Origin of the sequence: Thiomonas sp. (assembly GCF_034007205.1) — a bacterium.
Taxonomy (GTDB): domain Bacteria; phylum Pseudomonadota; class Gammaproteobacteria; order Burkholderiales; family Burkholderiaceae_C; genus Thiomonas.
In genome coordinates this window covers 114,985-138,879 of the sequence record NZ_JAVERI010000003.1, presented here as the reverse complement: position 1 = coordinate 138,879, position 23,895 = coordinate 114,985, and the positions used below count along the sequence as shown (strand labels likewise).

General features: G+C 66.0%; 24 protein-coding genes. 8 read left to right on the top strand and 16 right to left on the bottom strand.

The window, feature by feature from the left end; all coding sequences use genetic code 11:
- The first annotated feature begins 147 nt into the window (after positions 1–147).
- Positions 148–813 (top strand): thioredoxin fold domain-containing protein, encoded by a 666-nt coding sequence (locus RBR52_RS03655; protein WP_320375835.1) that lies wholly within the window; start codon positions 148–150, stop codon positions 811–813.
- Between the two features lie 105 nt (positions 814–918).
- Here RBR52_RS03655 and RBR52_RS03650 read toward each other — a convergent pair whose 3' ends face one another.
- The 8 genes from RBR52_RS03650 to RBR52_RS03615 form a co-directional block, all read right to left on the bottom strand.
- Positions 919–1,455 carry a cytochrome c precursor gene (locus RBR52_RS03650; RefSeq protein ID WP_320375834.1) on the bottom strand — a complete coding sequence of 179 codons (537 nt, stop codon included), beginning with the start codon at positions 1,453–1,455 and terminating at the stop codon, positions 919–921.
- A gap of 213 nt (positions 1,456–1,668) precedes the next feature.
- Positions 1,669–2,262, bottom strand: a complete 594-nt coding sequence (locus tag RBR52_RS03645; RefSeq protein WP_320375833.1) for a thioredoxin fold domain-containing protein — start codon at positions 2,260–2,262, stop codon at positions 1,669–1,671.
- 78 nt (positions 2,263–2,340) lie between these two features.
- Positions 2,341–3,447, bottom strand: a complete 1,107-nt coding sequence (locus RBR52_RS03640; RefSeq protein ID WP_320375832.1) for a thioredoxin fold domain-containing protein — start codon at positions 3,445–3,447, stop codon at positions 2,341–2,343.
- Positions 3,448–3,500: 53 nt separating this feature from the next.
- Complete coding sequence (locus RBR52_RS03635) at positions 3,501–4,328, bottom strand: DUF1223 domain-containing protein (protein ID WP_320375831.1); 828 nt, start codon at positions 4,326–4,328, stop codon at positions 3,501–3,503.
- Between the two features lie 60 nt (positions 4,329–4,388).
- On the bottom strand, positions 4,389–4,868 hold the full coding sequence (locus tag RBR52_RS03630) for a DoxX family protein (protein WP_320375830.1): 480 nt from the start codon (positions 4,866–4,868) through the stop codon (positions 4,389–4,391).
- Positions 4,865–5,683: a DNA-binding domain-containing protein gene (locus RBR52_RS03625; RefSeq protein WP_320375829.1), complete on the bottom strand. Its 819-nt coding sequence runs from the start codon at positions 5,681–5,683 to the stop codon at positions 4,865–4,867. Before RBR52_RS03625 ends, RBR52_RS03630 begins: the two co-directional genes overlap by 4 nt.
- A complete protein-coding gene (locus tag RBR52_RS03620; RefSeq protein WP_320375827.1) occupies positions 5,683–6,600 on the bottom strand; it encodes a DUF692 domain-containing protein in 918 nt (305 codons plus the stop codon). Before RBR52_RS03620 ends, RBR52_RS03625 begins: the two co-directional genes overlap by 1 nt.
- Before the next feature lie 95 nt (positions 6,601–6,695).
- The gene (locus RBR52_RS03615) at positions 6,696–7,022 is read right to left on the bottom strand and encodes a DUF2282 domain-containing protein (RefSeq protein WP_320375826.1); all 327 of its coding nucleotides are present in this window, start codon (positions 7,020–7,022) and stop codon (positions 6,696–6,698) included.
- 263 nt (positions 7,023–7,285) lie between these two features.
- On the opposite strand from RBR52_RS03615, the gene RBR52_RS03610 reads away from it, so the two are divergent.
- Complete coding sequence (locus tag RBR52_RS03610; protein WP_320375825.1) at positions 7,286–7,870, top strand: sigma-70 family RNA polymerase sigma factor; 585 nt, start codon at positions 7,286–7,288, stop codon at positions 7,868–7,870.
- Positions 7,867–8,073 (top strand): zf-HC2 domain-containing protein, encoded by a 207-nt coding sequence (locus RBR52_RS03605; RefSeq protein ID WP_320375824.1) that lies wholly within the window; start codon positions 7,867–7,869, stop codon positions 8,071–8,073. The genes RBR52_RS03610 and RBR52_RS03605 overlap by 4 nt, the downstream gene beginning before the upstream one ends.
- Positions 8,074–8,193: 120 nt before the next feature.
- Here RBR52_RS03605 and RBR52_RS03600 read toward each other — a convergent pair whose 3' ends face one another.
- The 7 genes from RBR52_RS03600 to RBR52_RS03570 all read right to left on the bottom strand — a co-directional run bounded on the left by RBR52_RS03600 (position 8,194) and on the right by RBR52_RS03570 (position 17,944).
- Positions 8,194–8,382: a hypothetical protein gene (locus tag RBR52_RS03600; protein WP_320375823.1), complete on the bottom strand. Its 189-nt coding sequence runs from the start codon at positions 8,380–8,382 to the stop codon at positions 8,194–8,196.
- A 106-nt stretch (positions 8,383–8,488) separates the two neighbouring features.
- Complete coding sequence (locus RBR52_RS03595; protein ID WP_320375822.1) at positions 8,489–9,148, bottom strand: gamma-glutamylcyclotransferase; 660 nt, start codon at positions 9,146–9,148, stop codon at positions 8,489–8,491.
- Positions 9,149–9,292: 144 nt separating this feature from the next.
- Positions 9,293–10,780, bottom strand: coding sequence for a glutamate synthase subunit beta (locus tag RBR52_RS03590; protein ID WP_320375821.1), 1,488 nt, complete (start codon positions 10,778–10,780; stop codon positions 9,293–9,295).
- A 122-nt stretch (positions 10,781–10,902) separates the two neighbouring features.
- Positions 10,903–15,654, bottom strand: coding sequence for a glutamate synthase-related protein (locus RBR52_RS03585; RefSeq protein WP_320375820.1), 4,752 nt, complete (start codon positions 15,652–15,654; stop codon positions 10,903–10,905).
- Between the two features lie 256 nt (positions 15,655–15,910).
- Complete coding sequence (locus tag RBR52_RS03580) at positions 15,911–16,648, bottom strand: hypothetical protein (RefSeq protein WP_320375819.1); 738 nt, start codon at positions 16,646–16,648, stop codon at positions 15,911–15,913.
- Positions 16,649–16,658: 10 nt separating this feature from the next.
- A complete protein-coding gene (locus RBR52_RS03575) occupies positions 16,659–16,979 on the bottom strand; it encodes a chaperone modulator CbpM (protein WP_320375818.1) in 321 nt (106 codons plus the stop codon).
- Positions 16,976–17,944, bottom strand: a complete 969-nt coding sequence (locus tag RBR52_RS03570) for a DnaJ C-terminal domain-containing protein (protein ID WP_320375817.1) — start codon at positions 17,942–17,944, stop codon at positions 16,976–16,978. The genes RBR52_RS03575 and RBR52_RS03570 overlap by 4 nt, the downstream gene beginning before the upstream one ends.
- 346 nt (positions 17,945–18,290) lie before the next feature.
- On the opposite strand from RBR52_RS03570, the gene RBR52_RS03565 reads away from it, so the two are divergent.
- Positions 18,291–19,769 (top strand): DEAD/DEAH box helicase, encoded by a 1,479-nt coding sequence (locus RBR52_RS03565; protein ID WP_320375816.1) that lies wholly within the window; start codon positions 18,291–18,293, stop codon positions 19,767–19,769.
- Between the two features lie 96 nt (positions 19,770–19,865).
- Here the strand turns inward: RBR52_RS03565 and RBR52_RS03560 are convergent, their stop codons facing one another.
- Positions 19,866–20,126, bottom strand: coding sequence for a hypothetical protein (locus tag RBR52_RS03560; RefSeq protein ID WP_320375815.1), 261 nt, complete (start codon positions 20,124–20,126; stop codon positions 19,866–19,868).
- A 118-nt stretch (positions 20,127–20,244) separates the two neighbouring features.
- Between RBR52_RS03560 and RBR52_RS03555 the strand changes: the two genes are divergently transcribed.
- From RBR52_RS03555 to RBR52_RS03540, 4 genes are all read left to right on the top strand, one after another.
- Positions 20,245–20,910, top strand: coding sequence for an enoyl-CoA hydratase-related protein (locus RBR52_RS03555; protein ID WP_320375814.1), 666 nt, complete (start codon positions 20,245–20,247; stop codon positions 20,908–20,910).
- A gap of 6 nt (positions 20,911–20,916) precedes the next feature.
- A complete protein-coding gene (locus tag RBR52_RS03550) occupies positions 20,917–22,146 on the top strand; it encodes an acyl-CoA dehydrogenase family protein (RefSeq protein WP_320375813.1) in 1,230 nt (409 codons plus the stop codon).
- A 98-nt stretch (positions 22,147–22,244) separates the two neighbouring features.
- Positions 22,245–22,937 carry a glutathione binding-like protein gene (locus tag RBR52_RS03545; protein ID WP_320375812.1) on the top strand — a complete coding sequence of 231 codons (693 nt, stop codon included), beginning with the start codon at positions 22,245–22,247 and terminating at the stop codon, positions 22,935–22,937.
- Between the two features lie 36 nt (positions 22,938–22,973).
- Positions 22,974–23,831, top strand: a complete 858-nt coding sequence (locus tag RBR52_RS03540; RefSeq protein WP_320375811.1) for a fumarylacetoacetate hydrolase family protein — start codon at positions 22,974–22,976, stop codon at positions 23,829–23,831.
- The last annotated feature ends 64 nt before the right edge of the window (positions 23,832–23,895 follow it).

Sequence of the window (23,895 nt, the reverse complement as noted above, 5' to 3'; positions counted from 1 at the left end):
GCCGGGTTTTTTGTTGGCAGCGCCAGACTATGAACGTCTGGGTCAAGGCGGCTTTGCTTCGGTTGGGGTAACTGTGCTTTACAGGCGACGCGGTGCTGCTTAATGTCAAGTCGTCTTTGGTGAAGCCGGAACTCCAGGGAGGATGCCATGCCCGACAAAAGCGCCCCCGTTCCCCATGCGCGGTGTTCGCAGCGTCCCTCGCTGCCACGACGGCGTCTGCTGTGGCTGGGTCTGTCGTGGCCCGCCGCTGCCCTGCCTCTGCTGTGGCATGCTTGCGCGACCGATGCGGCGACTTCCGGCGCCGAATGGTCGGCAAACCCCGAGGCCGTGCGGGCGGCCAGGCTGCTCGCTGCGATCCATACGGCGCGCTGGGTGCAGGAAGGTTCCGGGCCACGCATCGTCTATATCTTCTTCGACCCGAATTGCCCCTTTTCGCACAAACTCTATCTGGCCACGCGCGCCGAAGTCGGCAGAAGCGGGCTGCAGTTGCGCTGGATTCCGGTCGGTCAGCTCCAAGCCAGCAGCCCGGGCAAGGCAGCAGCCATTCTCGCTGCGCCTCATCCGCTCAAGGCCTTCCACAAAAACGAGAATGACTGGAACTTCGGCGACAGCCCCGCAGGCGGCATCCGCCCGCTTGAACACCCCAGCGCCAAGGTGCTGCGCCAGCTTCAGACCAATGCCGCGCTGATGCGCCAGGCGGGTTTGCACACCTTCCCGGTGATGCTGTATCGCACCGTGGACGGCCGTGCCCACCTTGTCGTCGGACTGCTGCCGCAGGACGCCATCGCCACCGTGCTGCGCCAGGCGAAGTAATGTGACCGGCCAGACCTGCGCTTGCCGAACCGCCGACAGTCCGTCTCTTTACAGTCGGAATGACACGATCTATCGTGTGATCTCAAATCTCAAAATTCGAAGCGGTTATTCGAGTCTGTATAGGCTCAACACCGAGAGAGGTATCGTGGCCATGTTGCATCCCCCGATCGCACTCGACAGGGTTGCGGGACGCGACTCGCCTACGGGGCCGAGGTAGCGAACGACGGCGTAAACCGCGCGCAGATCGTCGTTCGACATGTCGCGCAATGCGAACCAGGGCATCGGCGGACGCATGGGCTGACGTGCCGATTGCAGCCATTGCGACTCGGTCAGGCGCATCATGGACAGCCGCAGATTGGCGGGATAGGTGGTTCCCCAAGGGCCCCGAAAACCCACCGTGTCGCCGGTCAGCCAGGCCTCTCGGGGAATGTTGCCGCCGCTTTGGGCATGGCCCGGGGTGTGGCAATCGTTGCAGCCCGAAATCTTCACGAGATACAGGCCGCGAATCACTTGCTGGCTTGGGCTGCTCACGCCGATCGCGGCGTGGCTCGAACGGGATTCCTGCGCTTTCGCAGATGTCAGACCCAGACCTGCCGCCAGGCCGAAAAGTCCGATGGCGAACAGGGGTTTGATGCACTTCATGACAACGTCCTCCTGACTGGAAAGACCACGCTTGACCACGTGGCCGTGGCTTTCGAATGCCACGGGGAGAACGATAAACGAACGGTCGTGCCTTTGTTACTTAAAGTATCTTCAAGGTTTGCTATGAAATGACTAAACACCAGCCACAACAAGCAAGACGGTGCATTTCAGCTTCAATCTGGGCAATGTGAGTTGGACTTGAGCGCCGAAAACCTACTTCACGCTCGCGAGAATGTCCTTGAGCTGCTGCGCGTCGGGCGGGCCGACGACGAGCATGGCGTCGCCCTGTTTGTCGCGGTAGAGCAGCGTGGGCACGCCCGGTGATTTCGTGGCTTCGAGCAAGGCGTTGTTGGCGTTGAGGATGGCGCTGGTGGCGGGCAAGACCTTGCTGGCCGGGGCAATGCCGCCACCCGGCCCTGTCGGCCCTTTGCCGTAGGTGTTCTCGTTTTCGTGAAACGCCTTGAGGCGGTCTGGCGCCTGAAGAATGGCGGCGCCCTTGGTCACGCTGGTGGGAGTGAGCACGGCCACGGGTACCCAGCGGATTTCCAGGCCATCCTTGCCGACTCGTGGGCGCAGCTCGGTGTAGAGCTGATGGCAATAAGGGCAGTTGGCGTCGAAAAAGATGTAGATCACACGCGACCCATGGCCTTCGGCGATCACCGTGGCCTTGCCCATCTTGCCGAGCACTTTGACGGCGTCTGGGTTCTGCGTCTGTTGCGCGGCGGCCAGCGGGGCCAGACCGATGAGGCTGGCGCCGAGGGTTGCAACGAAGGCCATGCGCAGCGCAGCGCGGCGGGTGGAATGCATATGATGCCTCCTTGTTTTGTAGAGCGTGATAACGGCGCAGTATGCAGCAAACCGGGCGAGCCTATTGGTCAGGCGATCTCAGGGCCCGATCGACTGTAGCCACGCACTCAAAGCGGCCTGACCACGCGGAGTGCCCATCTCGAGTTGGGGCTGGCCGTTGCGGTCGCGATAGACCGCCAGCGGCACGCTCTCATACACCCCGGTCTGCTTGAGCACGCGAGCATTGGCGGTGAGGATTTGGCGAGTCGCCGCCGTGATTTGCCCCGCGCTCGGCAGCGTTGGTGCGGGGCGGTTGGGATCGAGCCCGTGATCTTCTGTGGCGCGAAACGCCTGCAGTCGGTCCTTGGCCTGCAGGATGGCGGCCGCCTTTGCCGCGCTGCTGGGCGCAAGAATGGCCACGGGTACCCAATCGACCTGCAAACCGTCTTTGCCAACGTAGGGACGCAGCGAGCTGTAAAGCTGTCGGCAATAGGGACAGTTGGGGTCGAAGAACACGGTGAGCACGCGTGGGCCGCTGCCCTCGGTGATCACGGTGGCTTTGCCGATTTCCGCCAGCGCCTTGGCAGCAGCCGAGTTCTGCGCCAGAGCGGTTCTGCCGACCAGCGTGCAGAGCACCGGGGCCAGAACCAGCGAAAAAAATTGACGTCGTCTCATGCGATTCTCCCGCTGCGGCGAAGGTCGCCTGGGTTCATAAGGCGGCGCTGCACCGCTGTCCAGCGACAAAATGCGCCGCCGCGCCCGCACCGGCATCGGCGGCGTGGGCAGCAGGTAGCGGGCCAGATCGACGATGTTGCGCAAGTCGTAGCGATGCCCGAGACGCGCGCGTGCGGCGGCAATCACGCGCTGCGCATCATCGGGCCGCAGCGCCACGGCGCGGCATAGACGCAGGCCCATGCCCTCGAATTCACTCCAGCCCACCGCGCGCACACCTTCCACCACGTCGGCCTCGATGAAGCCGCCCCGGTCCTCGCCCACATACAGCGCGGCATGCGACCAGTTGGAATGGGTGAGATATTTGATGGCGCTGCTCAACCGGCTGTTGCCCTCGACGAGCAGCACGTCGCCCGGACGGATGGCCGCCCGTATCGCCCGAACATCGGTTGGCACCATCGCGCGGGCGCAGTGGCTGGGCGCGGCCAGATACCGCGCCAAGCGTCCACCCAGGGCTCCGAGGATGCGGTTCATGGTCATTGTCCTGAGGTACTCGCCGATCCCGGTGCAAAGTGCGTACCTCGGAGTCAGGGCTCCACGCAGGCGGGCAGTGAAGTCGCCTGCAGCACCTCGCCATCGACACGGTTTTCGACGAATGCGGCCACGCCCAGATGCGCGGGATTCCAGCCCGGCTCCAGCGGCACGCTGCTCGCAATTCGTCCCTGGCCCGACGCCAGCGCGATGGGCCCGATCCAGCGCCGCACGGCCTGGGTGTGATGCAGCGTAGCGCCGCGGTTCTCACCGGCGCCGATGACGCGCGTCAGATCGTTTTCGTAGACCGCCACATAGGCCTGCAGATCGGCAGGCGACGCTGTTTTCGATTTCGCGCCTGCGTTCATGGCGGAGTCTGCGGTGGGCGTGAAGCGGGCTTCGAGGTTCAGCGTCTTCGGGTTCGGGCTGTCCAGCCGCAAGGTGATGCGCTCAGGTGCGGCTTGTCGAGCGACGACGTCGAGTGCGGCGTTGAAGGCAGCCTCCGAGCCCCACTTGCGGAACTCTCGACCGTTGATGAAGACCTCGGGCGTGTAGATCAGTGTCGTTTGCGCGAGGGCTGAGAGCTGACGCTGCCGCTGCGTGAACGCAGGCTGGGCGAAGGCGTCTTTCCACCCCAGGCTGTCCCAATAATCGACATGCAGCGCCAGCGCCACAAGGCGCCCGGCCTGAGCCGCGTTGGCGCGCCCCGAAGCCTCACCGAGCGCGGTCTGATGCGCCAGCCAACGATCCGCCGGCGGGCAACTGCTGCAGCCTTCGGAGGTGTAAAGCTCTACCAACGCAACGCGGTGCGCCGGGCTGGTCTGGCTGCAGGTGGCGGCCTGCAGCGGCGCGGCTGCGAACAGGCTGATGGCCGCCCATGCCAAGGTTCTGCTTGAAGTCGTCATGATGGGATGGCCTTTGCATCGCCCGGGTGGGATGAGCCTTCACGATGAACGCAAATGATCGACCGACCACTTGCCCGGCCCCCACAGCGCCACCACGGCGATGAGAATGCCCCAGATGAAATGGAACATGATGGCCGGCGGCTGCAGCGCATACAGGTAAGAAAGCAGGGCCACCGCGTTCACCACGAACAGGCCCAGCGCGCCGAAGCGGCCAAACAGTCCCAATGCCAGCAGCGGCGGCAGCAGGATTTCACCGGCCGTTCCAGCAACTGCCGCAATATGCGGCGGCAGCAAGGCGACGTGAAATTCGTTCTCGTACAGCCAGACCGTGCCCGCCCAGTCGCGCAGACTTTGCAGCCCCGAGTTGAAAAACACGTAGGCCACATAGAGTCGCGCGGCGAGCAGCGCCGGGGCCTGCAGCCAGTCGAGCCAGCGCACGAGCGTGTCCCAGGCGCGGGAAATCGAATGCAAATGCAGATTGCAGGCGCTCAGACGCTGCTGCAGGGTGGTCGTGGTCATGACAGTCTCCTTGGGTCGAGTGATGGGTTGATGGATTCGACGGCGGCGATCCACCCTTGCATCGCCGCCTGGTGCAGCCAGGCCGACAGATCGAAGTCGTCCGGCAACACATCGAGCGCGGCGGCCAGCGTGGGTGCTTCGGCCAGCGCACGAAGCCAGCGTGCATGCGGCTCATCGGCAGCAAGGCAATGCGACTGCAGGGCGTCTCGCCACACCCAGGCGGTTTCTGTCCCGCGGCTGAAGGCTGCACGCAGGGCTTCGGCCTGCGGCTGCGGCTCGCGGTGCAACTGCCAAAGGGTGACGATGGGCCAGGGCGAATCGATGCGGCGCGTGCCCGGCGCCAGACGCAAGCGCAAGGTTGCCGGGTCGTTCTCGGCCAGCCGCTGCAGGTCGATTGGGCTCAGTGCTGCGGGTGCATCGAACAGCACCGCCCACAGCGCCAGATCGAGCCGAGCACTGTCGCCCAGCCAGGGCCAGGGCTGCAACTCGGGCTGCAACGCGACGAAGTCGGGCAGACGTTCGCCAAGGCGCGCGAGATCGCCCACCCGGGGTGGCAGGGCATGCCAGTAGCGGGCGCACACCGCATCGAAGGCGTCTTGGCCCAGCATGGCCATGAGGGTGGGGAAAAGGGTGCGCAGCGCCGCGCGGGCATGCTCCAGGCCGTTGCCACGGTAGGCGGCCAACCCGGCCTGCCATGCCGCGCCTTGTTCCCAGGGCTGCAGCCGCGGGTCGGGTTCCGTGCCAGGTTGTGTCTGGAACAGCGCATGCACCAGGGCTTGCTGGCGCTGCAGTTCCTGCTGCCAGGCGGCGCTCATCATGCGACCTCCAGCATCGGTTGTTGTGCGGTACGCGCCAGGGGTAACCCCTGCGACCGAGCCACATCGTCCAGCAGAACGCGGGCCTGTGCCGCCTCGTCGAGCAGCACATCGAGCGCGGGCAGGGCGGTGTCCCATTCGATCAATACGGGCGCCGTTCCAAGCCGATGCAGCGCATACGCATACGCCATCCACACCGGCAGCGACACGCGCGTGGAGTGGTCGTCGATCACCAGACCCTTCTGCTCGCTGTGCCCGGCCAGATGAATCTCGCCGACCACGCCCGGCGCCGCGATGGCGGCCAGGCGATCGAGCCAGTCGCACACGGCTTGCAGCGGCTCGGCCTCATGGGCGTTGCGGGCGTTGACCATGAGGTTGTTGACGTCGAGCAACAGACCGCAGCCGGTGCGCTTGCACAGCGCGGCGAAAAATTCAGTCTCGTGCATTTCGCTGTCGCCGAAGTGCAGATAGGCGCTGAGGTTTTCAACCAGAATGGGCCGACGCAGCCGGTCCTGCACCTGCTGCACATGGGTACAGAAGATGTCGAGCTGCGTCTCGGTGAAGGCAACGGGCAGCAGATCGTTGGCATGCACCTCGCCGCCCGCAGCCCAAGGCGCGCGGGCAAAGCAGGCATGGTCGGATACCTGCACCGGCTCGATGCGCGCCACCAGCGCGGCCAGTCGTTCCAGATGATCGCCATCGAGTCCGCAGGCCGAGCCCAGCGCCAGACCGACGCCATGAAGACTGACCGCATGATCGGTGCGCACCGCGGCAAGCACCTGGGCGGCGGCGTCATGCGGGTTGAAAAAATTCTCCGAATGCACCTCGACAAAACCGACATCGGGCTGCGACGCACGAAACTCGCGGTAATGCGGCTGACGCAGGCCGATACCGGCGCATGGAGTTTGGAGGTTCATGGTGCCTTGTCCTGCGCAGTGCAGCCGGGAGGCCGGGAAAGCGCGACGAGGAGGACAGCATTCGCCGCGCGTCTGGCACCCCGGCTGCGGGTTCATCACATGGCCATCTTGCCCATCTTCTCTTCGAAGGCCTTGGTCTCGGACGGGCTTTTCAGCACGGCTTGGGCCTGCTCCATGGTCAACCCGCCGAGCTTCTCGCAGGTGCCGGTGGGTTTGACCACGAAGTCGCCCGGGTTGTAGTTCATGGTGGACGTACCCTTGCACGAATGCAGCCCCGACAGACCGGCGCAGTCGTTGTGGCCGGCAGTGGCCACACCGAAGCACTTGCCCATGCTCTCGGCATGCGCCGCGGGTGCGATGGCGAGCACGCCCATGGCCAGCATGGAAGCGGCGGCGGTGTTGAGGAATTGACGCTTGTTCATGGTGAAGCTCCTTTGGTGAATGAGTGCAAACTGCGGGCGCCTTGCCTGCGCAGGCCCGGAGATGTTTGCCGCTGGATCGCTCCGGGTTGCGGCTTTGTCGCACCGCGGGCCCGGTTCCTTACAGCCGCTCTCACCGCACTCTCCTGGGGTTTTCCCTGATGCCAGGATGCATTTCGCCCGATGGCATGCGACGGTTCCCGTGGAAGAATGCCGAACGATAAGGGCCGTTGCGCTCAGCCCGATCGATTTCTGGAACTCGCGCAATGGCAGCTCCATCCACCGAACATCGGCAAGACGATCTTGCCGCACGCCTCCAAGCGCTGCGGCCCACCCTGCTGCGTCTGGCGCAACTGCAGTTGCGCAATACCGCATGGGCAGAGGACGCGGTGTCCGAAACGCTGCTGGCGGCGCTGGAAGACGCGGCGCGCTTTGCGGGCCAGTCGCAGTTCAAGACCTGGGTGGTGGGCATCCTCAAGCACAAGGTGCTCGACCAGCTTCGCCTGCGCAAGCGTGAAGTGGGCTACGACACCGACGAGGAAGGCGAGGTGCTGGAAGAACTGGTGTTCATCCCGGACGGCCATTTCCGCACCATGCCGCAGACCTGGGAAACTCCGGCAGACGCCTTGCAGCAGCGCCAGTTCTTTGAAGTGCTCGAAGCCTGCATGGACGCGCTGCCCGGGCAGATCGGCCGCGTGTTCCTGATGCGCGAATGGCTCGAACTCGATACAGAAACCATTTGTCAGGAATTGTGCATTACCTCGTCCAATGTCTGGACGATGTTGCACCGCGCCCGTATGCGCCTGCGTGAATGTCTGCAACTCAACTGGTTCGGGAGCCCTGCAGCGTGAATTACCCTTTTCGCCGCACCTGCCGCGAAGTCGCCGGGCTCATCCTGGCGCGGGAAGACCGTGCGCTCAACTTCACCGAGCGACTGTCCATCCGCATTCACTTCCTGGTGTGCAAGGCCTGCCCCAACTTCGCGCAGGAAGTGCAGACCATGCGCCGTGCGCTGGACGGCTGGAAAAACTACCGCAACAACGACGAGGAATAGTCCGCAGTCAGACGATCTGACTGCGGACAGCAGGCCGCACCGCCAGGCGGACGCGCTGCCGAAAGCCGACGATCACGGACTGAAGTGACAGCGACACCCGTCAGCCGCAAGCAGACCCGATCAGCGCTGCGGCGGTGCGTCCGCCGCGCCCTCGCTGCGCTCACCGCCGGAACTCTGGTCAGGCTGGGTCGGCGCGCCGGGCGCATTGCTCTCGGGTTTGTTGGCCTTGCGCTGCAGTTTTTCCTGCTTCTTGCGTTCTTTGGCCAGCTCTTTCTGACGTTTTTCGTAGGAGTAGTTTGGTTTGACCAATGGGATTCCTGGTGAGTGAGAGGGAGGATGCGGCGCACCTCGAAGCAACGTCGCGGTGTGCAGGCAAGGCCACATGCTATCGGCGAAGCGGCCATGCCGCCCCGGATCAGATGCGACCGCGTTCGTCTTCTTGCGCCTCGCCGTGTTCCCCGAGGCGATATGGCGCCGCCAGCCGCATGATGCGCTCGAGCTCGGCGTCGCGGATGCCGATGTCGCGCAGCGCGCGGGCGGTGCGCATGACGTAGTCGAGCGTCGTGCCATAGCGGCCGCGGCTGGTATGAAGAATGTGGAGCAACTGCGCGTCGTCGATCTCGCCGACATAGCTCGGACTGGAAGGCGCGAGAGTGAATGCCAGCGCCTGCACCACGCCCTGCGGAGTGCGGCAGGGTATCCAGCGCGGGTCGTACACGGCGCGAGGCATTTCCCGCTTCCACAACTGGCGCAATTCGCGCTCGGCGCGATGCTGGGGTACGCGCAGCGCAATGCCGCGGCAGGAGCCGCCCGCCATCAGCGCGAACACCAGACCGGGCGCTTCTTCCGTGCCACGGTTGATGCGCGACCACATGCGCAGCGTGCGCCGCCAGCCCCACACCCGCGCAGGGCGCACTTCGTCATGCACGACTTCCGGGTTCCAGATCAGCGAACCGTAGCCGAACACCCAGAGGTCGCCCCGCGGGCGACTGCCCAGCGTGTGCTCCAGCATGTCCTGCGGGTCCCGCCCCAAAAATTGAGGCGGGCTGTGATCGTCATCGGCCTCGCGCATCATCCTCGCATTGTGCAAAAAACCGGCGGCACCGGCGCTTCCCAGATCAAAAAAACAGGCGATGCGCGAAGAAACGGTTGATTGCTGTCGTTCATCCCCACCCCAACCCTCCCCACCAGTGGGGAGGGATCTGTATTCAGCCCTTCCTCATCGCGGCAGAACGGTGCTGCCGGTGAGGAAGCGATCGATCTCGCGCGCGGCCTGGCGGCCCTCTCTGATCGCCCAGACGACCAGGCTCTGCCCGCGGCGCATGTCGCCCGCGGCATAGACCTTGGGCACGTTCGTGGCATAGCCGGTTTCGTCTTCGGTGCCGGCCTTGGCATTGCCGCGCGCGTCCTTGTCGATGCCGAACGCCTCCAGCACGCTGCCCACCGGATGCACGAAGCCCATGGCCAGCAGCACCAGATCGGCCTGCAGGGTGAACTCGCTGCCGGGCACTTCCTGCATGCGGCCGTCTTTCCATTCGACGCGGCAGGCCTTGATCTGCTTGACCTTGTTCTTGTCCTTGCCGGTTCCGGGGATGAACTCCTTGGTGGCCACGGCCCAGTCGCGCGAGCAGCCTTCCTCGTGGCTGCTGGAGGTGCGCAGCTTGATCGGCCAGTACGGCCAGACCAGGGGCTTGTTCTCTTGCTCGGGCGGCTGCGGCATGACCTCGAACTGGGTGATGCTGGCCGCGCCCTGGCGGTTGCTGGTGCCCACGCAGTCCGAGCCGGTATCGCCGCCGCCGATCACCACCACATGCTTGCCGGTGGCCATGATCTGGTTCTTCAGCTTGTCGCCGGCATTGACCTTGTTCTGCAGCGGCAGGAATTCCATGGCGAAGTGAATGCCATCGAGCTCGCGCCCGGGCACGGGCAGATCGCGGGGAAATTCGGCGCCGCCGGTCAGCAGCACGGCGTCGAAATCGGCCAGCAACTGCGCGGGGGTGACGCTCTCTTTTGACCAGTTGGTCACGGTGGCGCCGGGACCGTCCTTGGGCATCTCGCCCACGAGCACGCCGGTGCGGAAGGTCACGCCTTCGGCCTGCATCTGCGCCATGCGGCGGTCGATGTGGCTTTTCTCCATCTTGAAATCGGGAATGCCATAGCGCAGCAGACCGCCTGCGCGATCGTTCTTTTCGAACACCGTCACGGCATGTCCGGCGCGGGCAAGCTGTTGCGCTGCGGCCAGACCCGCCGGGCCGGAACCGACGATGGCCACGGTCTTGCCGGTCTTGTGCGCAGGCGGCTGCGGAGTCACCCAGCCTTCGTTCCAGCCGCGGTCGATGATGGCGTGTTCGATGGACTTGATCCCCACCGGCGGCTCATTGATTCCCAGCGTGCACGCCGCCTCGCAGGGCGCGGGACAGATGCGGCCGGTGAACTCGGGAAAGTTGTTGGTCGAGTGCAGCACGTCGAGGGCGCGCTGCCAGTCGCCCTGCCACACCAGGTCGTTGAAGTCGGGGATGATGTTGTTGACCGGGCAGCCGTTGCTGCAGAACGGAATGCCGCAGTCCATGCAGCGCCCAGCCTGAATCCTGGCCTTGTCTTCGGGCAGTTCGTGGACGAATTCCTTCCAGTGCTTGAGCCGCACGGCCGGCGCTTCATACTCCTCTTCCTGCCGTTCGAATTCCATGAATCCGGTGATTTTTCCCATGGTCAATCCTTGTTTGATGTCTGAACACTGGAGCCGATGAGGCGAAACCCGCCGGGCCGCCCCAAGGGTTTCGCGCCCCTTGAGGGGGGAACCCAGCGCAGCGCAGGTTCTCGGGGTGGGCTTCATTTCGCGGGCACGCTGGCGTTGCCCACGGGCGCCTTGGCCTTGGCGGTAGCGGCCTGCGCCTCGCGTTTGGCGGCCAATTCGCCCAGGGCCCGCTTGTATTCATACGGGAATACCTTGACGAAGCGGCCGCGCGCCTGTTCCCAGGTATCGAGCAGTTCACGCGCGCGCAGCGAGCCGGTCCAGCGCAGGTGGTCCTGCAGCAGCTTGCGCAACTGGGCCTCGTCGGTCTGACCGCGGTGCCACAGGGCCTCGGCCATCTGCGCCTTCTGCTCGGCCGCCGGCAGCACCTTGTCGAGCGCCACCATGGATGTGTTGCAGCGCTTGGCGAACTGGCCGTCCACATCAAAGACGTAGGCGATACCGCCGCTCATGCCCGCAGCGAAGTTGCGCCCGGTCTCGCCCAGCACCAGCACCGTGCCGCCGGTCATGTATTCGCAGCCGTGGTCGCCCGTGCCTTCGACCACCGCGGTGGCGCCGGAATTGCGCACGGCAAAGCGCTCGCCCGCCACGCCGCGGAAGAAGGCCTCACCCTCGATCGCGCCGTAGAGCACGGTATTGCCGACGATGATGTTGGCCGGCGCATCGCCGCGGAAATCCAGGCTGGGGCGCACGACGATGCGCCCGCCCGACAGCCCCTTGCCGGTGTAGTCGTTGGCTTCACCGATCAGGTAGAGCGTGATGCCACGGGCGAGGAAGGCGCCGAAACTCTGGCCGCCGGTGCCTTCCATCTGGATGTGGATGGTGTCGTCGGGCAGGCCGTCGTGACCATAGCGCCGCGCCACTTCGCCGGAAAGCATGGCGCCGACGGTGCGATTGACGTTGCGCACGTTCTGGATGAACTGCACCTTCTCGCCGCGCTCCAGTGCGGGACGGGCGCGCTCGATCAGCACGTGATCGAGCGCCTTGGCCAGGCCATGATCCTGCTCCTCAACCTGACGGCGCGCCACATCGGCGGGCACATCGGGCTGATGGAACACGCGCGAGAAGTCGAGCCCGCGCGCCTTCCAGTGTTCGATGCCCTTGCGCGCGTCGAGCAGGTCGGCGCGGCCGATCAGGTCGTCGAACCGGCGAACACCGAGCTGCGCCATGATGGCGCGCACTTCCTCGGCGACGAAGAAGAAATAGTTGACGACATGCTCGGGCTTGCCCGAAAACTTCTTGCGCAAGACCGGGTCCTGCGTGGCCACGCCCACCGGGCAGGTGTTGAGGTGGCATTTGCGCATCATGATGCAGCCCTCGACCACCAGCGGCGCGGTGGCGAAGCCGAATTCGTCGGCGCCGAGCAGCGCGCCGATGACCACGTCGCGCCCGGTCTTGATCTGGCCGTCGACCTGCACCCGGATGCGGCCGCGCAGCCGGTTGAGCACCAGGGTCTGCTGCGTCTCGGCCAGGCCGATTTCCCACGGGCTGCCGGCGTGCTTGATCGACGACAGCGGCGACGCGCCGGTGCCGCCGTCGTGACCGGCGATCACCACATGGTCGGCCTTGGCCTTGGCCACGCCGGTGGCCACCGTGCCCACGCCGCTTTCGGCCACCAGCTTGACGCTGATCGAGGCGCGGTCGTTGGCGTTCTTCAGGTCGTGGATGAGCTGCGCCAGGTCTTCGATGGAATAGATGTCGTGGTGCGGCGGCGGTGAGATCAGCCCGACTCCGGGAACCGAGTAGCGCAGCATGCCGATGTATTCGGACACCTTGCCGCCGGGAAGCTGCCCGCCCTCGCCGGGCTTGGCGCCCTGCGCCATCTTGATCTGGATCTGGTCGGCCGAGGCCAGGTATTCGGCGGTGACACCGAAGCGCCCCGAGGCGACCTGCTTGATTTTCGAGCGCAGCGAATCGCCTGCCTTGAGTGGAATGTCGCTGACCACGCGCTGCGGCCCGAGCACCGAAGCCAGCGTGTCGCCGTCCTGGATGCCGCTCGATCCGGTGCGCATTTCAGGCCGGTAGCGCAGCGGATCTTCGCCGCCCTCGCCGGTATTGCTCTTGCCGCCGATGCGGTTCATCGCCACGGCGAGCGTCGCGTGCGCCTCGGTGGAAATCGAACCGAGCGACATCGCCCCGGTGGCAAAGCGCTTGACGATTTCGGACGCCGGTTCGACCTCGTCGACGGGAATGGCCTTGGCTGGATCGATCCTGAATTCGAACAGCCCGCGCAGGGTGAGCATGCGCCGCGACTGGTCGTTGATGATCTGCGCGTATTCCTTGTAGGTGTTGTAGTTGCCCGCGCGGGTGGCATGCTGCAGCTTGGCGATGGCGTCGGGCGTCCACATATGCTCCTCGCCGCGGCTGCGCCAGGCGTATTCGCCTCCGGCGTCGAGCATGGTGGCGAGCACCGGGTTGGCGCCGAAGGCATCGCGGTGCAGGCGCAGCGCCTCCTCGCCGACCTCGAACACGCCGATGCCGCCGACCTGGCTGGCGGTGCCGGTGAAGTATTTATCGACCAGTTCGCGCGACAGCCCCACTGCCTCAAAAATCTGCGCCCCGCAGTAGCTCATATAGGTCGAGATGCCCATTTTGGACATGACCTTCTGCAGCCCCTTGCCGATGGCCTTGATGTAGTTCTTGATCGCCTTGTCGGGCCCGAGCTCGCCCGGCAGGTCGGCCGCCAGCGCCGCGACGGTGTCGAGTGCGAGGTAGGGGTGGACCGCCTCGGCGCCGTAGCCGGCGAGCACGGCGAAATGGTGGGTCTCGCGCGCGCTGCCGGTCTCCACCACCAGCCCGGTCTGGGTGCGCAGCCCGAGCGAAATCAGGTGCTGGTGCACCGCGCTCATCGCCAGCAGGGCCGGAATGGCCACCTGCTGCGCGCTCACATGGCGGTCGGTGACGATCAGGATGTTGTGGCCGCTGCGGATGGCGTCGACCGCCTCGGCGCAGATCGACGCAATGCGCGCCTCGATCCCCTCCTTGCCCCAGTCCACGGGATAGCAGATGTCGATTTCATAGCTGCGGAACTTGCCGCCGGTGTGCTGCGCGATGGAGCGCAGCCGCGCCATGTCGTCGTAGTCGAGCACCGGCTGGCTGACTTCGAGCCGCATCGGCGGGTTGACCTGGTTGATGTCGAGCAGGTTGGGGCGCGGGCCGATGAACGACACCAGCGACATCACCATGTTCTCGCGGATCGAGTCGATCGGCGGGTTGGTCACCTGCGCGAACAACTGCCTGAAGTAGTTGTACAGCGGCTTGGCGCGGTTGGACAGCACCGCCAGCGCGGCGTCGTTGCCCATCGAGCCGACGGCCTCGTCGCCCTTCTCGGCCATCGGCGCCATCAGGAACTTGAGGTCTTCCTGCGTGTAGCCGAAGGCCTGCTGACGGTCGAGCAAGGGAATGGGCGAGGGCTCGGCACGACCCAGATGATCGAGGTCGTCGATGCGGATGCGCAGGTTCTCGATCCACTGACCATAGGGACGCGCGCCGGCGAGCTGGCTCTTGATCTCCTTGTCGTCGATGATGCGGCCCGCCTCCATGTCGATGAGGAACATCTTGCCCGGCTGCAGTCGCCATTTCTTGACGATATGGCTCTCGGAAATGGGCAGCACGCCCGACTCGGACGCCATGATGACCAGGTCGTCGTCGGTCACGATGTAGCGCGCCGGGCGCAGCCCGTTGCGATCGAGCGTGGCGCCGATCTGGCGGCCGTCGGTGAAGGCGATCGCCGCCGGGCCGTCCCACGGTTCCATCATCGCCGCGTGGTATTCGTAGAAGGCGCGGCGGCGCGCGTCCATCAGCGCGTGCTGCTCCCACGCCTCGGGGATCATCATCATCATCGCGTGCGACAGCGGATAGCCCGCCATCACCAGCAGTTCCAGACAGTTGTCGAAGCTCGCGGTATCGCTCTGGCCGGGATAGATCAGCGGCCAGAGCTTTTGCAGATCGCTGCCCAGCACCGGCGAACTGACCGCGCCCTCGCGTGCGCGCATCCAGTTGTAATTGCCCTTGACAGTGTTGATCTCGCCGTTGTGCGCCACCATGCGGTAGGGGTGCGCCAGCGGCCACTCGGGAAAGGTGTTGGTCGAGAACCGCTGATGCACCAGCGCCAGCGCCGACACCAGCCGCGGATCCTGCAGGTCGCGGTAGTACTGGCCGACCTGGTCGGCGAGCAGCAGCCCCTTGTAGACCACGGTACGCGCCGACATCGACGGTACGAAGTACTCCTTGCCGTGACGCAGGTTGAGCCGCTGGATCGCATGGCTGGCGACGCGGCGGATGACGAACAGCTTGCGCTCGAGCGCATCAGTGACCATCACGTCCGGGCCACGGCCGATGAACACCTGACGGATCACCGGCTCCTTGGCGCGTACCGTGGGCGACATCGGCATTTCGGCGTCGACGGCCACGTCGCGCCAGCCCAGCAGCACCTGACCTTCGGCGCGAATGGCGCGCTCGATCTCCTGTTCGCACGCCAGGCGCGAAGCCTGCTCGCGCGGCAGGAAGATCATGCCCACGCCATACTCGCCCGGCGGCGGCAGTTCCACCCCCTGCGCCGCCATTTCCTCACGGAAAAAGGCATCGGGTATCTGGATCAGGATGCCGGCGCCGTCGCCCATCAGCCTGTCGGCGCCGACGGCGCCGCGGTGGTCGAGGTTCTTGAGGATCAGCAGCCCGTTCTGGACGATGTCGTGCGATTTCACGCCCTTGATGTGCGCCACGAAGCCCACGCCGCAGGCATCGTGCTCGTTTTGCGGGCCATAGAGCCCGTTGCGGGACAGCGCGGAGATTTCGGCGCGGGAGGCGGAAGTTTGGGGCGTGGACATGGCAGGCTCCGCAGTGAGTCGACAAGAAGTTGCGAATTTACTGCATCGCAACACTGGGTGCAACAAAAATTCAACAATCTGTCCCCATTAAAAAAGCGATACCAAGAAGATCAAGAATAAATAGGGACAGATTATTGCGCTTCCCCAATGCAGTATTTCACGCTTGATGGAACCCATAAAAAGGATGGATTTGGCGTCAGGGCAAGGCGCCTTTTCATGTTCCAGATAACGTGAAACACAGCACCAATGATCGACCTCATGCAACTTTCGTGCGAGGGCGGCCACGCGGGACGGGCAGCAGTCTGCGCCCGCTCTCGAACTCCAGTTGTCGCACAAACGCTGCGTCGCCTGCGGCCCGACCACTGCGCAGTGCGGCCTCCAGCGCATGCATTTGCTGCGGGGAAAGGCCTTGGGCCAGCCGCTCGCGATAGACGGACTCCCGGGCAAAAGGGGTATTGCCCAGCCGCCAGTAAGCCTCTGGGTCTGTGAGCACGAGGGGGGGTGCGCTTGTCGGCGATACCTCTCCGCAATGCGCGGCCCGGCTGCTCCAGGGCCAGGCGACGGCATTCGACAGCCCCGTGGACAGGCCCGCGCGCTCTGCCGCGCAGTCGATCCACATCATCGCGGCCAGTTCCCAATCACCCGGCTGCACCAGCGCACTCTGAAACCGCCCGGCCCAGGCCGGCCCGATCTGCGGCGAATCCCCGGTGGATGCGAACGAAGCGGGTGTCCGCGCACGGCTGCTGCGCCGCGCCAGGCCCTGGACATAACGGGAAAGATCGGCGGCAGTCCGGGGGGTGAGCAGCAGCAGCGCCGAGTCGGGCAACACGGCATAGCCATGCAGTCGCACCGAAGCCAGGCTCAGCCCCTGCGCCATCCACTGCCTGAACCGATCGCGCTGGGCAGGCGTGGCCAGCGGCGAGGCGCTGGACGCCGCCTGCAAACGCACCAGATGAGCGCGCCCGGGGCTGCAAAAACGGGCTTGCCGCGCCATCAACCAGCTTTTAGCGGCGCAGCGCAGCGCGCAACGCGGCGACTTCGTCCAGCAGATCGAGCACCAGCGCAGCGGCGGCGGCATTGAGTTCGAGATCGCGCTGCAGCCGTAGTGCGCGTCGGGCTCGCGCCAGCGCCTCGCCGCTGAAGCGCCATTGCGCCACAGGGCTTGCGGGCTGCAGCGGGTCGATCACGCCTTCTTCGACCAGATGCACGATCTGCGTGCGCTCCACCCGGCAGATGGCGCAGACCTGATCCACGGTGATGTCGACCTGATCTTCCAGCACCACGCCGACCAGCGGCACGGCATTTGCGTTCGTGATGGCACTCATGACTGGGCTCCTTGGTATAGCGCGGCGCGCGGGTTGAATGCCTCGAAGTCTTTCTTCAAGCGCTGGTAGGCCGAGCGAGCGGCCTCGGTATCCGCCGGGGGCAGCACGACTTGAGCGACTACGTACAGATCGCCGGGTGTGGCCCCCGGTATGCCCCGCCCTTTGAGCCGCAGCCGCCGCCCGCTGGCCGTGGACGGCGGAATCTTGAGCGCCACCGTGCCATCGGGCGTGGGCACGTTCACCTCCGCGCCCAGCGCCGCCTCCCACGGCGCCAGCGGCAGGTCGATGAACACATCGCGCCCCTCCACGCGGTAAAGCCCATGAGGATTGAAGCCAATCTCCAGATAGAGATCGCCCGCCCCGCCCTCGCCGATACCCGGCGCGCCCTGTCCCGCCAGGCGGATGTGCTGTCCGGCGCGCACACCCTTGGGGATCTGCACCTTCAGGGTGCGCTCACGCATCACCACATGGCCGTGCGCATCCACCTCCGGCATGCGCAGGCTGAGGGTGCGGGTTGCGCCGCGGTAGGCGTCCTCCAGATCGATGAGGATTTGCGCGTGGTGATCCTGCCCGCGCAGATGCATGCCCTGCGCACCCGGCCCACCGCCCGCGCGCCGCGCTCCTGTCCTGCCGCGCGCGAACAGCGCCTCGAAAAAGTCGCTGAAATCGGCCTCGTGATCGGGCATGCCGCCGCGCTGCTCGAAGCCCGCGCCCCAGCCGGGCGGCGGCTGAAAGTCCTGCCCGGCGCGCCAGTTGCTGCCGAGCTGGTCGTAGGCGGCGCGCTTCTCTGGGTCTTTGAGCACCTCGTAGGCTTCGCCCAATTCCTTGAATTTGGCCTCGGCCCCGGCCTCCTTGCTGACGTCAGGGTGATATTTGCGGGCGAGCTTGCGGTAGGCGCGCTTGATCTCGTCTTGCGTTGCGCTGCGCTCCACGCCCATGATTTGGTAGTAATCCTTGTAATCCATCGTGCGATCCCGTGCGGAGGAATGATGCGACAAGTGGGGGACAAATCCGAATTTTCAAAATGCGCGTTCAGCATCGACGCATCGGCATTTTCTTCCCACGCGGGCCGGATCGACAACACGGCCTAGAATATTCGGCTTGTCAATCCGCTGCGGCAGGGGCCAGGCCCCTGCAATCGTCCTGCGCTCCATTGGGCAGACATCAGGCGGACTTCAGCGCAGTGCGGGCGCTTCGCCCTGCGCGTACGCAGGCGGTCGGACCCGACGCGTCATCCGCCATTCGCAGCCTTCTTTTGCTGCACTTTTGCCGCACATTTGCCGCACGCTTGCCGCCCTCACCACAGCCCGGATGAACACCACCACACCCCCGACCGAAGACACCTCCCTGCCCGAGCGCTTCTCCGACCTGGCGCTGGACGCGCGCATTCTGCGCGCCGTCAGCGACATGGGCTACGAAAAGCTCACGCCCATCCAGGCCAAGGCCATTCCGCTGCTGCTGGATGGACGGGACATCATGGGCGCCGCGCAGACCGGCACGGGCAAGACCGCCGCGTTCTCGCTGCCCATCCTGCAGCAGCTTTTGCCGCTGGCTTCGACCAGCGTGTCTCCGGCGCGCCATCCGGTACGCGCGCTGATGCTGGCGCCCACGCGCGAGCTGGCCGATCAGGTCTACACCAACCTCAAGGCCTACGCCCGGCACACGCCGCTGCGCTGCGCCTGCGTATTCGGCGGCATGGACATGAACCCGCAGAAGGAAGAACTGCGCAAGGGCGTGGATCTGCTGGTCGCCACCCCCGGGCGACTGCTCGATCACCTCGAAGCCAAGAGCGTGAATCTGGCGCAGGTGCAGTTCGTGGTGCTCGACGAGGCCGACCGCATGCTCGACATCGGCTTCCTCCCCGATTTGCAGCGCATCCTCTCCTATCTGCCCAGTCAGCGCACCACCCTGTTGTTCTCGGCCACCTTCTCGCCAGAAATCAAGCGCCTGGCGCAGAGCTATCTGCAAAACCCGCTGCTGGTCGAGGTGGCCCGCCCCAACGCCACCGCGACCAATGTGGAACAGCGCGTCTATCAGGTCGAAGAGGACGACAAGCGCGCCGCCCTGGTGCAATTGCTGCGCGACAACCCGCTGCCGCAGGTGATCGTGTTCGTCAACAGCCGACTCGGTGCCGGCCGGCTGGCCCGCGCGCTCGAGCGCGACGGCATCAAGGCCGCGGCCATGCACGGCGACAAGTCACAGGCCGAACGCCTGACCACGCTGGACGCCTTCAAGCACGGTGAAATCCAGGCGCTGGTGGCCACCGACGTGGCCGCGCGCGGCCTGGACATCGCCGAGCTGCCCGGCGTGGTGAATTACGACGTGCCCTTCAGCGCCGAAGATTATGTGCACCGCATCGGCCGCACCGGCCGCGCCGGCGCTTCGGGTCTGGCCATCACCCTGGCCACAAGCCGCGACGCGCGCTCCCTGGCCGACATCGAAAAGCTGATCAAGCGGCAGTTCGACAGGCAGCCCCTGATGATCGAGCGCCCGACCCGCCCGCGCCGCGATTCGGGCGAAGGGCGGGATGAAGGACGGGAATCCCGCAGCCCGCGCGCGTCACGTGGATGGGCCGCCGAAGGCCAGGCGGCATCGCCGTCTGCCGCGCGCGGCGCACGCTCTGCCCGGCACGACCCCTGGTTCGACAAACCCTACGAGGCCGACCCGAATGCCCGGCCCGTCTGGGATACCTCGTCGGCATCCACCGCAAGCAGCGCGCTTTCATCATCGCCGAACACCCGCCCGCGACGCAAAGTCGCCGCCCTGCTGGGCGGGGGCGACCCGAAGTAAGCCCGACCGAACCCCCTTCAAGTCGAGCGCGCAGCGCCTGGAGATACGCCCAAACCCGCTCCCACTCCCAGCCTCCCCCGCAAGCGGGGGAGGTTTTCAACGCATCCTTGGCGTCTGGGCCTCCAGCGGCAACTCGAAGTCCAGATCGGCATGCTCCACCTCGGCGGCAGATGGGCTCTGCGCAAAGAGATCGCGCGCCACCGCATACAGCATCAGCAGATCGCGGCCCTGCGATTGCTGCAAGGCCGCGGCATCCGCGCCCCAAGGCGGCACGGCGACGTTGAAGCGGCGCTGAAAGCGGGCATAAAGCGCCTCGAATTCAGCCTTGCGCCCATGCTTGCGGTAGAGCTCGAACAACTCGTGTGAAATAGTCGACAGACGCCCGATTTTCTGTCGGAAACGCCCAACAGCCCGAGGCGTGCGTCGGCTTGCTGTCTATCATGCAGGCGCCACTGACCCCAACAACCCGCATCGCATGAGCGCCGAACTCCAAGCCGAACGTCAGGGCGACAGCCTGGTGCTGCGCCTGCACCACCCAGAAAGCCGCAACGCCCTGAGCGCGGCGCTGTGCTCGGCCGCACTGGAGGCGCTCACCACGGCGCAGCGCGATGGCGAGATCCGCGCCGTGGTGCTCACGGGAAGCGCGCAGCACTTCTGCAGCGGACTGCACGATCTCGATGCGACCGAAGCCCTGCACGACTGCATCCTCGCCCTGCGCGACTGCGAGCCGCTGGTGGTCGGAGCGGTCGAGGGCCTGGCGCGAGGCGCCGGGGCTGCACTGGCGCTGGCCTGCGATTTGCTCGTGGCGGCAGACGACGCCCGCTTCCAACTGCTCGACCCGCTGCTGCCGCAGCGCGACGTGGGCGGCGCGCAGTGGCTGGCCGCACGACTGCTGCCGCAGCCCGCCTTCAACGAAGCCTGCCTGCCCGGCCTCGGGCTCGACGCGGCGCGGCTGCACCAGCTCGGCGTGGTCAACCGTCTGTGCCCGCCCGCAGACGCGCTGCAGACCGCGCTGCGACTGGTCGATGCCATTTCCGCCCAACCCGGCGGACCGCGCAGGCTTTTGCCCGATCCGCAAAGCCATGCCAGCGCCCTGCACGTTCACCTGAGCAGCCAACTCCCGCCGCGGCCTGGCGACTGAGAGGGTGTGAACGCGCCCATGCCGCCCAGACTCATCGACGCCGCGCCGTCGCCGCGTGTCAGCACGCTGCAAACCCGCCTGCACCGTTTTCTCCACACCGTGGTACTGCCGCAGGAAAGCGCCATCAACGCCGCGCTGCGCCTGGCTGCTGCCGGGCCGCAGGCCACCGCCACCGCGCAGCTCGCTTCCATCCGCCAGAAAGCCCAACTGGCCGGTCTGTGGAACCTGTTTCTGCCCGCCTCGACCCGCGCGCCGCAGGGGCTGAGCCACTGGGAATACGCGCCGATGGTCGAAGCCATGGGCCGCATCCCCTGGGCCACCGAGGTGTTCAACAGCGCCCAGCCCGACGCGGCAAACATGCAGTTGCTCGACAGCTACGCCAGCGAGTCCATCAAACAAGCCTGGCTCGACCCGCTGCTGCGCGCCGAGACGCGCAGCGCCTGGGCCGCCGCCGAGCCCGGGGCCGAACTGCACCACCCGGATTCGCTGCAGTGTCGCGCCGTGCCCGAAGACGGCCACTGGCGGCTGACCGGCCACAAGACCTGGGTGCAGAACCTGCTGGACCCCCGCACCGCCAGCCTGCTGGTGCTGTGCCGCACCGATGCGCAGGCGCCGCTGCACCGCCAGTTCAGCGTGCTGCTCGTGCCGCTCAAGACCGCCGGCGTGTTGATCGGGCGGCAGTTGCACGGCTGGGGCATGGCGCAGTCGCCACCGGCCGAAGTATCTTTCGATGCCGCGCGCGTGCCCGCCGATCATCTGCTGGGCCAGCCCGGACAGGGTCTGGAAATGCTGCAGACGCACCAGCGCATCGTCGGTCTGCATGAGGCGCTGAGGTGTCTGGGCGCGGCCGAGCGCGCGCTCGGCCTGCTGATCGCCCGGCTGCAGACGCGGCGCAGCGGCGAGCGACTTGCGGTGCATCACCCGGTCTGGCAGCAGCGCATCGCCCGCATCCGCACCGAAGCCGACACGACCCGCATGCTCGCACGCCGCAGCGCCTGGCAGATGGATCAGAACGACAGCCATCTGCCCACGCAGGAACTCGCCATGCTGCAAAGCCGGGCGCTGCCGCTGGCCGTCGATGCGGTGCAGTGGAGCATGCTGGCGCATGAGGCCGACGCGCTCGACGACAGCCTGCCGCTGGCCGGGCTGTCGGCACAGTTGCGGCTGATGCAGCAACTCACCCCGCCCATCGAAGTGCTGCACGCCCAGATCGCCCAGGGCGAGCTGCTGCGCTGAAAAAGCGCGCCCGCCAGGCGCGTCTGCAACATGGCGGCAACCGTCGCACAATGCGCTGACCTGATCCGTTCACTCCGCCGCGCAGACGGCCCGCCCGCATGATCGACCTCTATTCCTGGGCCACGCCCAACGGCCACAAAATCCACATCCTGCTCGAAGAACTCGGCCTGCCCTATCAGGTGCATGGCGTGAACATCGGCCGCGGCGAGCAGTTCGCGCCCGACTTCCTCATCATCAGTCCGAACAACAAGATTCCCGCCATCGTCGATTCCGACGGCCCCGACGACCAGCCCATCAGCGTGTTCGAGTCGGGCGCCATCCTGCTCTATCTGGCCGAGAAGACCGGACGCTTTCTGGGCGCCGGGGCGCGCGCGCGCATCGCCACGATCGAATGGCTGATGTGGCAGATGGGCAGCATCGGCCCCATGCTCGGGCAGGCGCATCACTTCCGCCAGTACGCGCCGGAAAAGCTGCCCTACGCCATCGCCCGCTACACCAACGAGGCGCACCGGCTCTACGGCGTGCTCGACCGGCGGTTGGCATCGCAGCCCTGGCTGGCGGGGCCCGACTACACCCTCGCCGACATCGCCACCTTTCCCTGGTGCCGCAGCGCCGCGAATCAGGGCATCACCTGGGACGAATTTCCGCACGCCAAGCGCTGGTTCGACGCCATCGCCGCGCGGCCCGCGGTGCAGCGCGGGGTGCGGGTGCTGGCAGACGCGCGCCCGCCCGAGATGGATGCCGCCGCGCGCGAACACTTGTTCGGCAGCACCCAGTATCAACGACGCTGAATCACCCGCCCATCCCTGCCAAAGAAGGAGACCGCGATGAAGTTCGTCCGCTACGGCCGCAACGGCCAGGAGCAACCCGGCCTGATCGATGCCCAAGGTCGCCTGCGCAGCTTGCACGGCATCGTCTCCGACATCGACGCCCAGGTGTTCGGCCCCTCGGGACGGCAGGCACTGCGCGGCGTCAACGCCGAAGACCTGCCGATCGTCAAGGGCAAGCCGCGATTGGGCGTACCCTTCGTGGGCGTCAGCAAGTTCATCGCCATCGGCCTGAACTACCGCGACCATGCCGAAGAGTCGCACATGGCGATCCCCACCTCGCCCATCGTGTTCAACAAGTGGACGACCTGCATCAGCGGCCCCAACGACGCAGTGCTGCGGCCGCCCGGCGCGCACAAGCTCGACTGGGAAGTCGAACTGGGCGTGGTCATCGGGCGGGAGGCGCGCTTCGTGCGCGAGGCCGATGCGCTCAAACACGTGGCCGGCTATTGCCTGGTCAACGACGTGTCCGAGCGCGCCTATCAGCTCGAACAAGGCAGCCAATGGAACCTCGGCAAAGGCTGCGACACCTTCGGCCCGGTCGGCCCCTGGCTGGTCAGCCGCGACGAGATCGCCGATCCGCAGGACATCGACCTCTGGCTGGACGTCAACGACGAGCGCATGCAGACGGGCAACACGCGCGACATGATTTTCGGCGTGGCCTATCTGGTCGCCTATCTCAGCCGCTACATGACCTTACTGCCCGGCGACCTCATCGCCACGGGCACACCGCCCGGCGTGGGCATGGGCCGCCGCCCCCCACGCTATCTCCAGCCCGGCGATGTGGTGACCCTGGGCAGCCCGCAACTCGGCATCCAGCGCCAGGAGATCAGGGCGGTAAGCGGCACCGGCGTCTGATCGGCGCGTTTCACCCCATGCGGCTATCCTTGGGGTCCGCCGCCGCGCTCCATGGAGCACACCG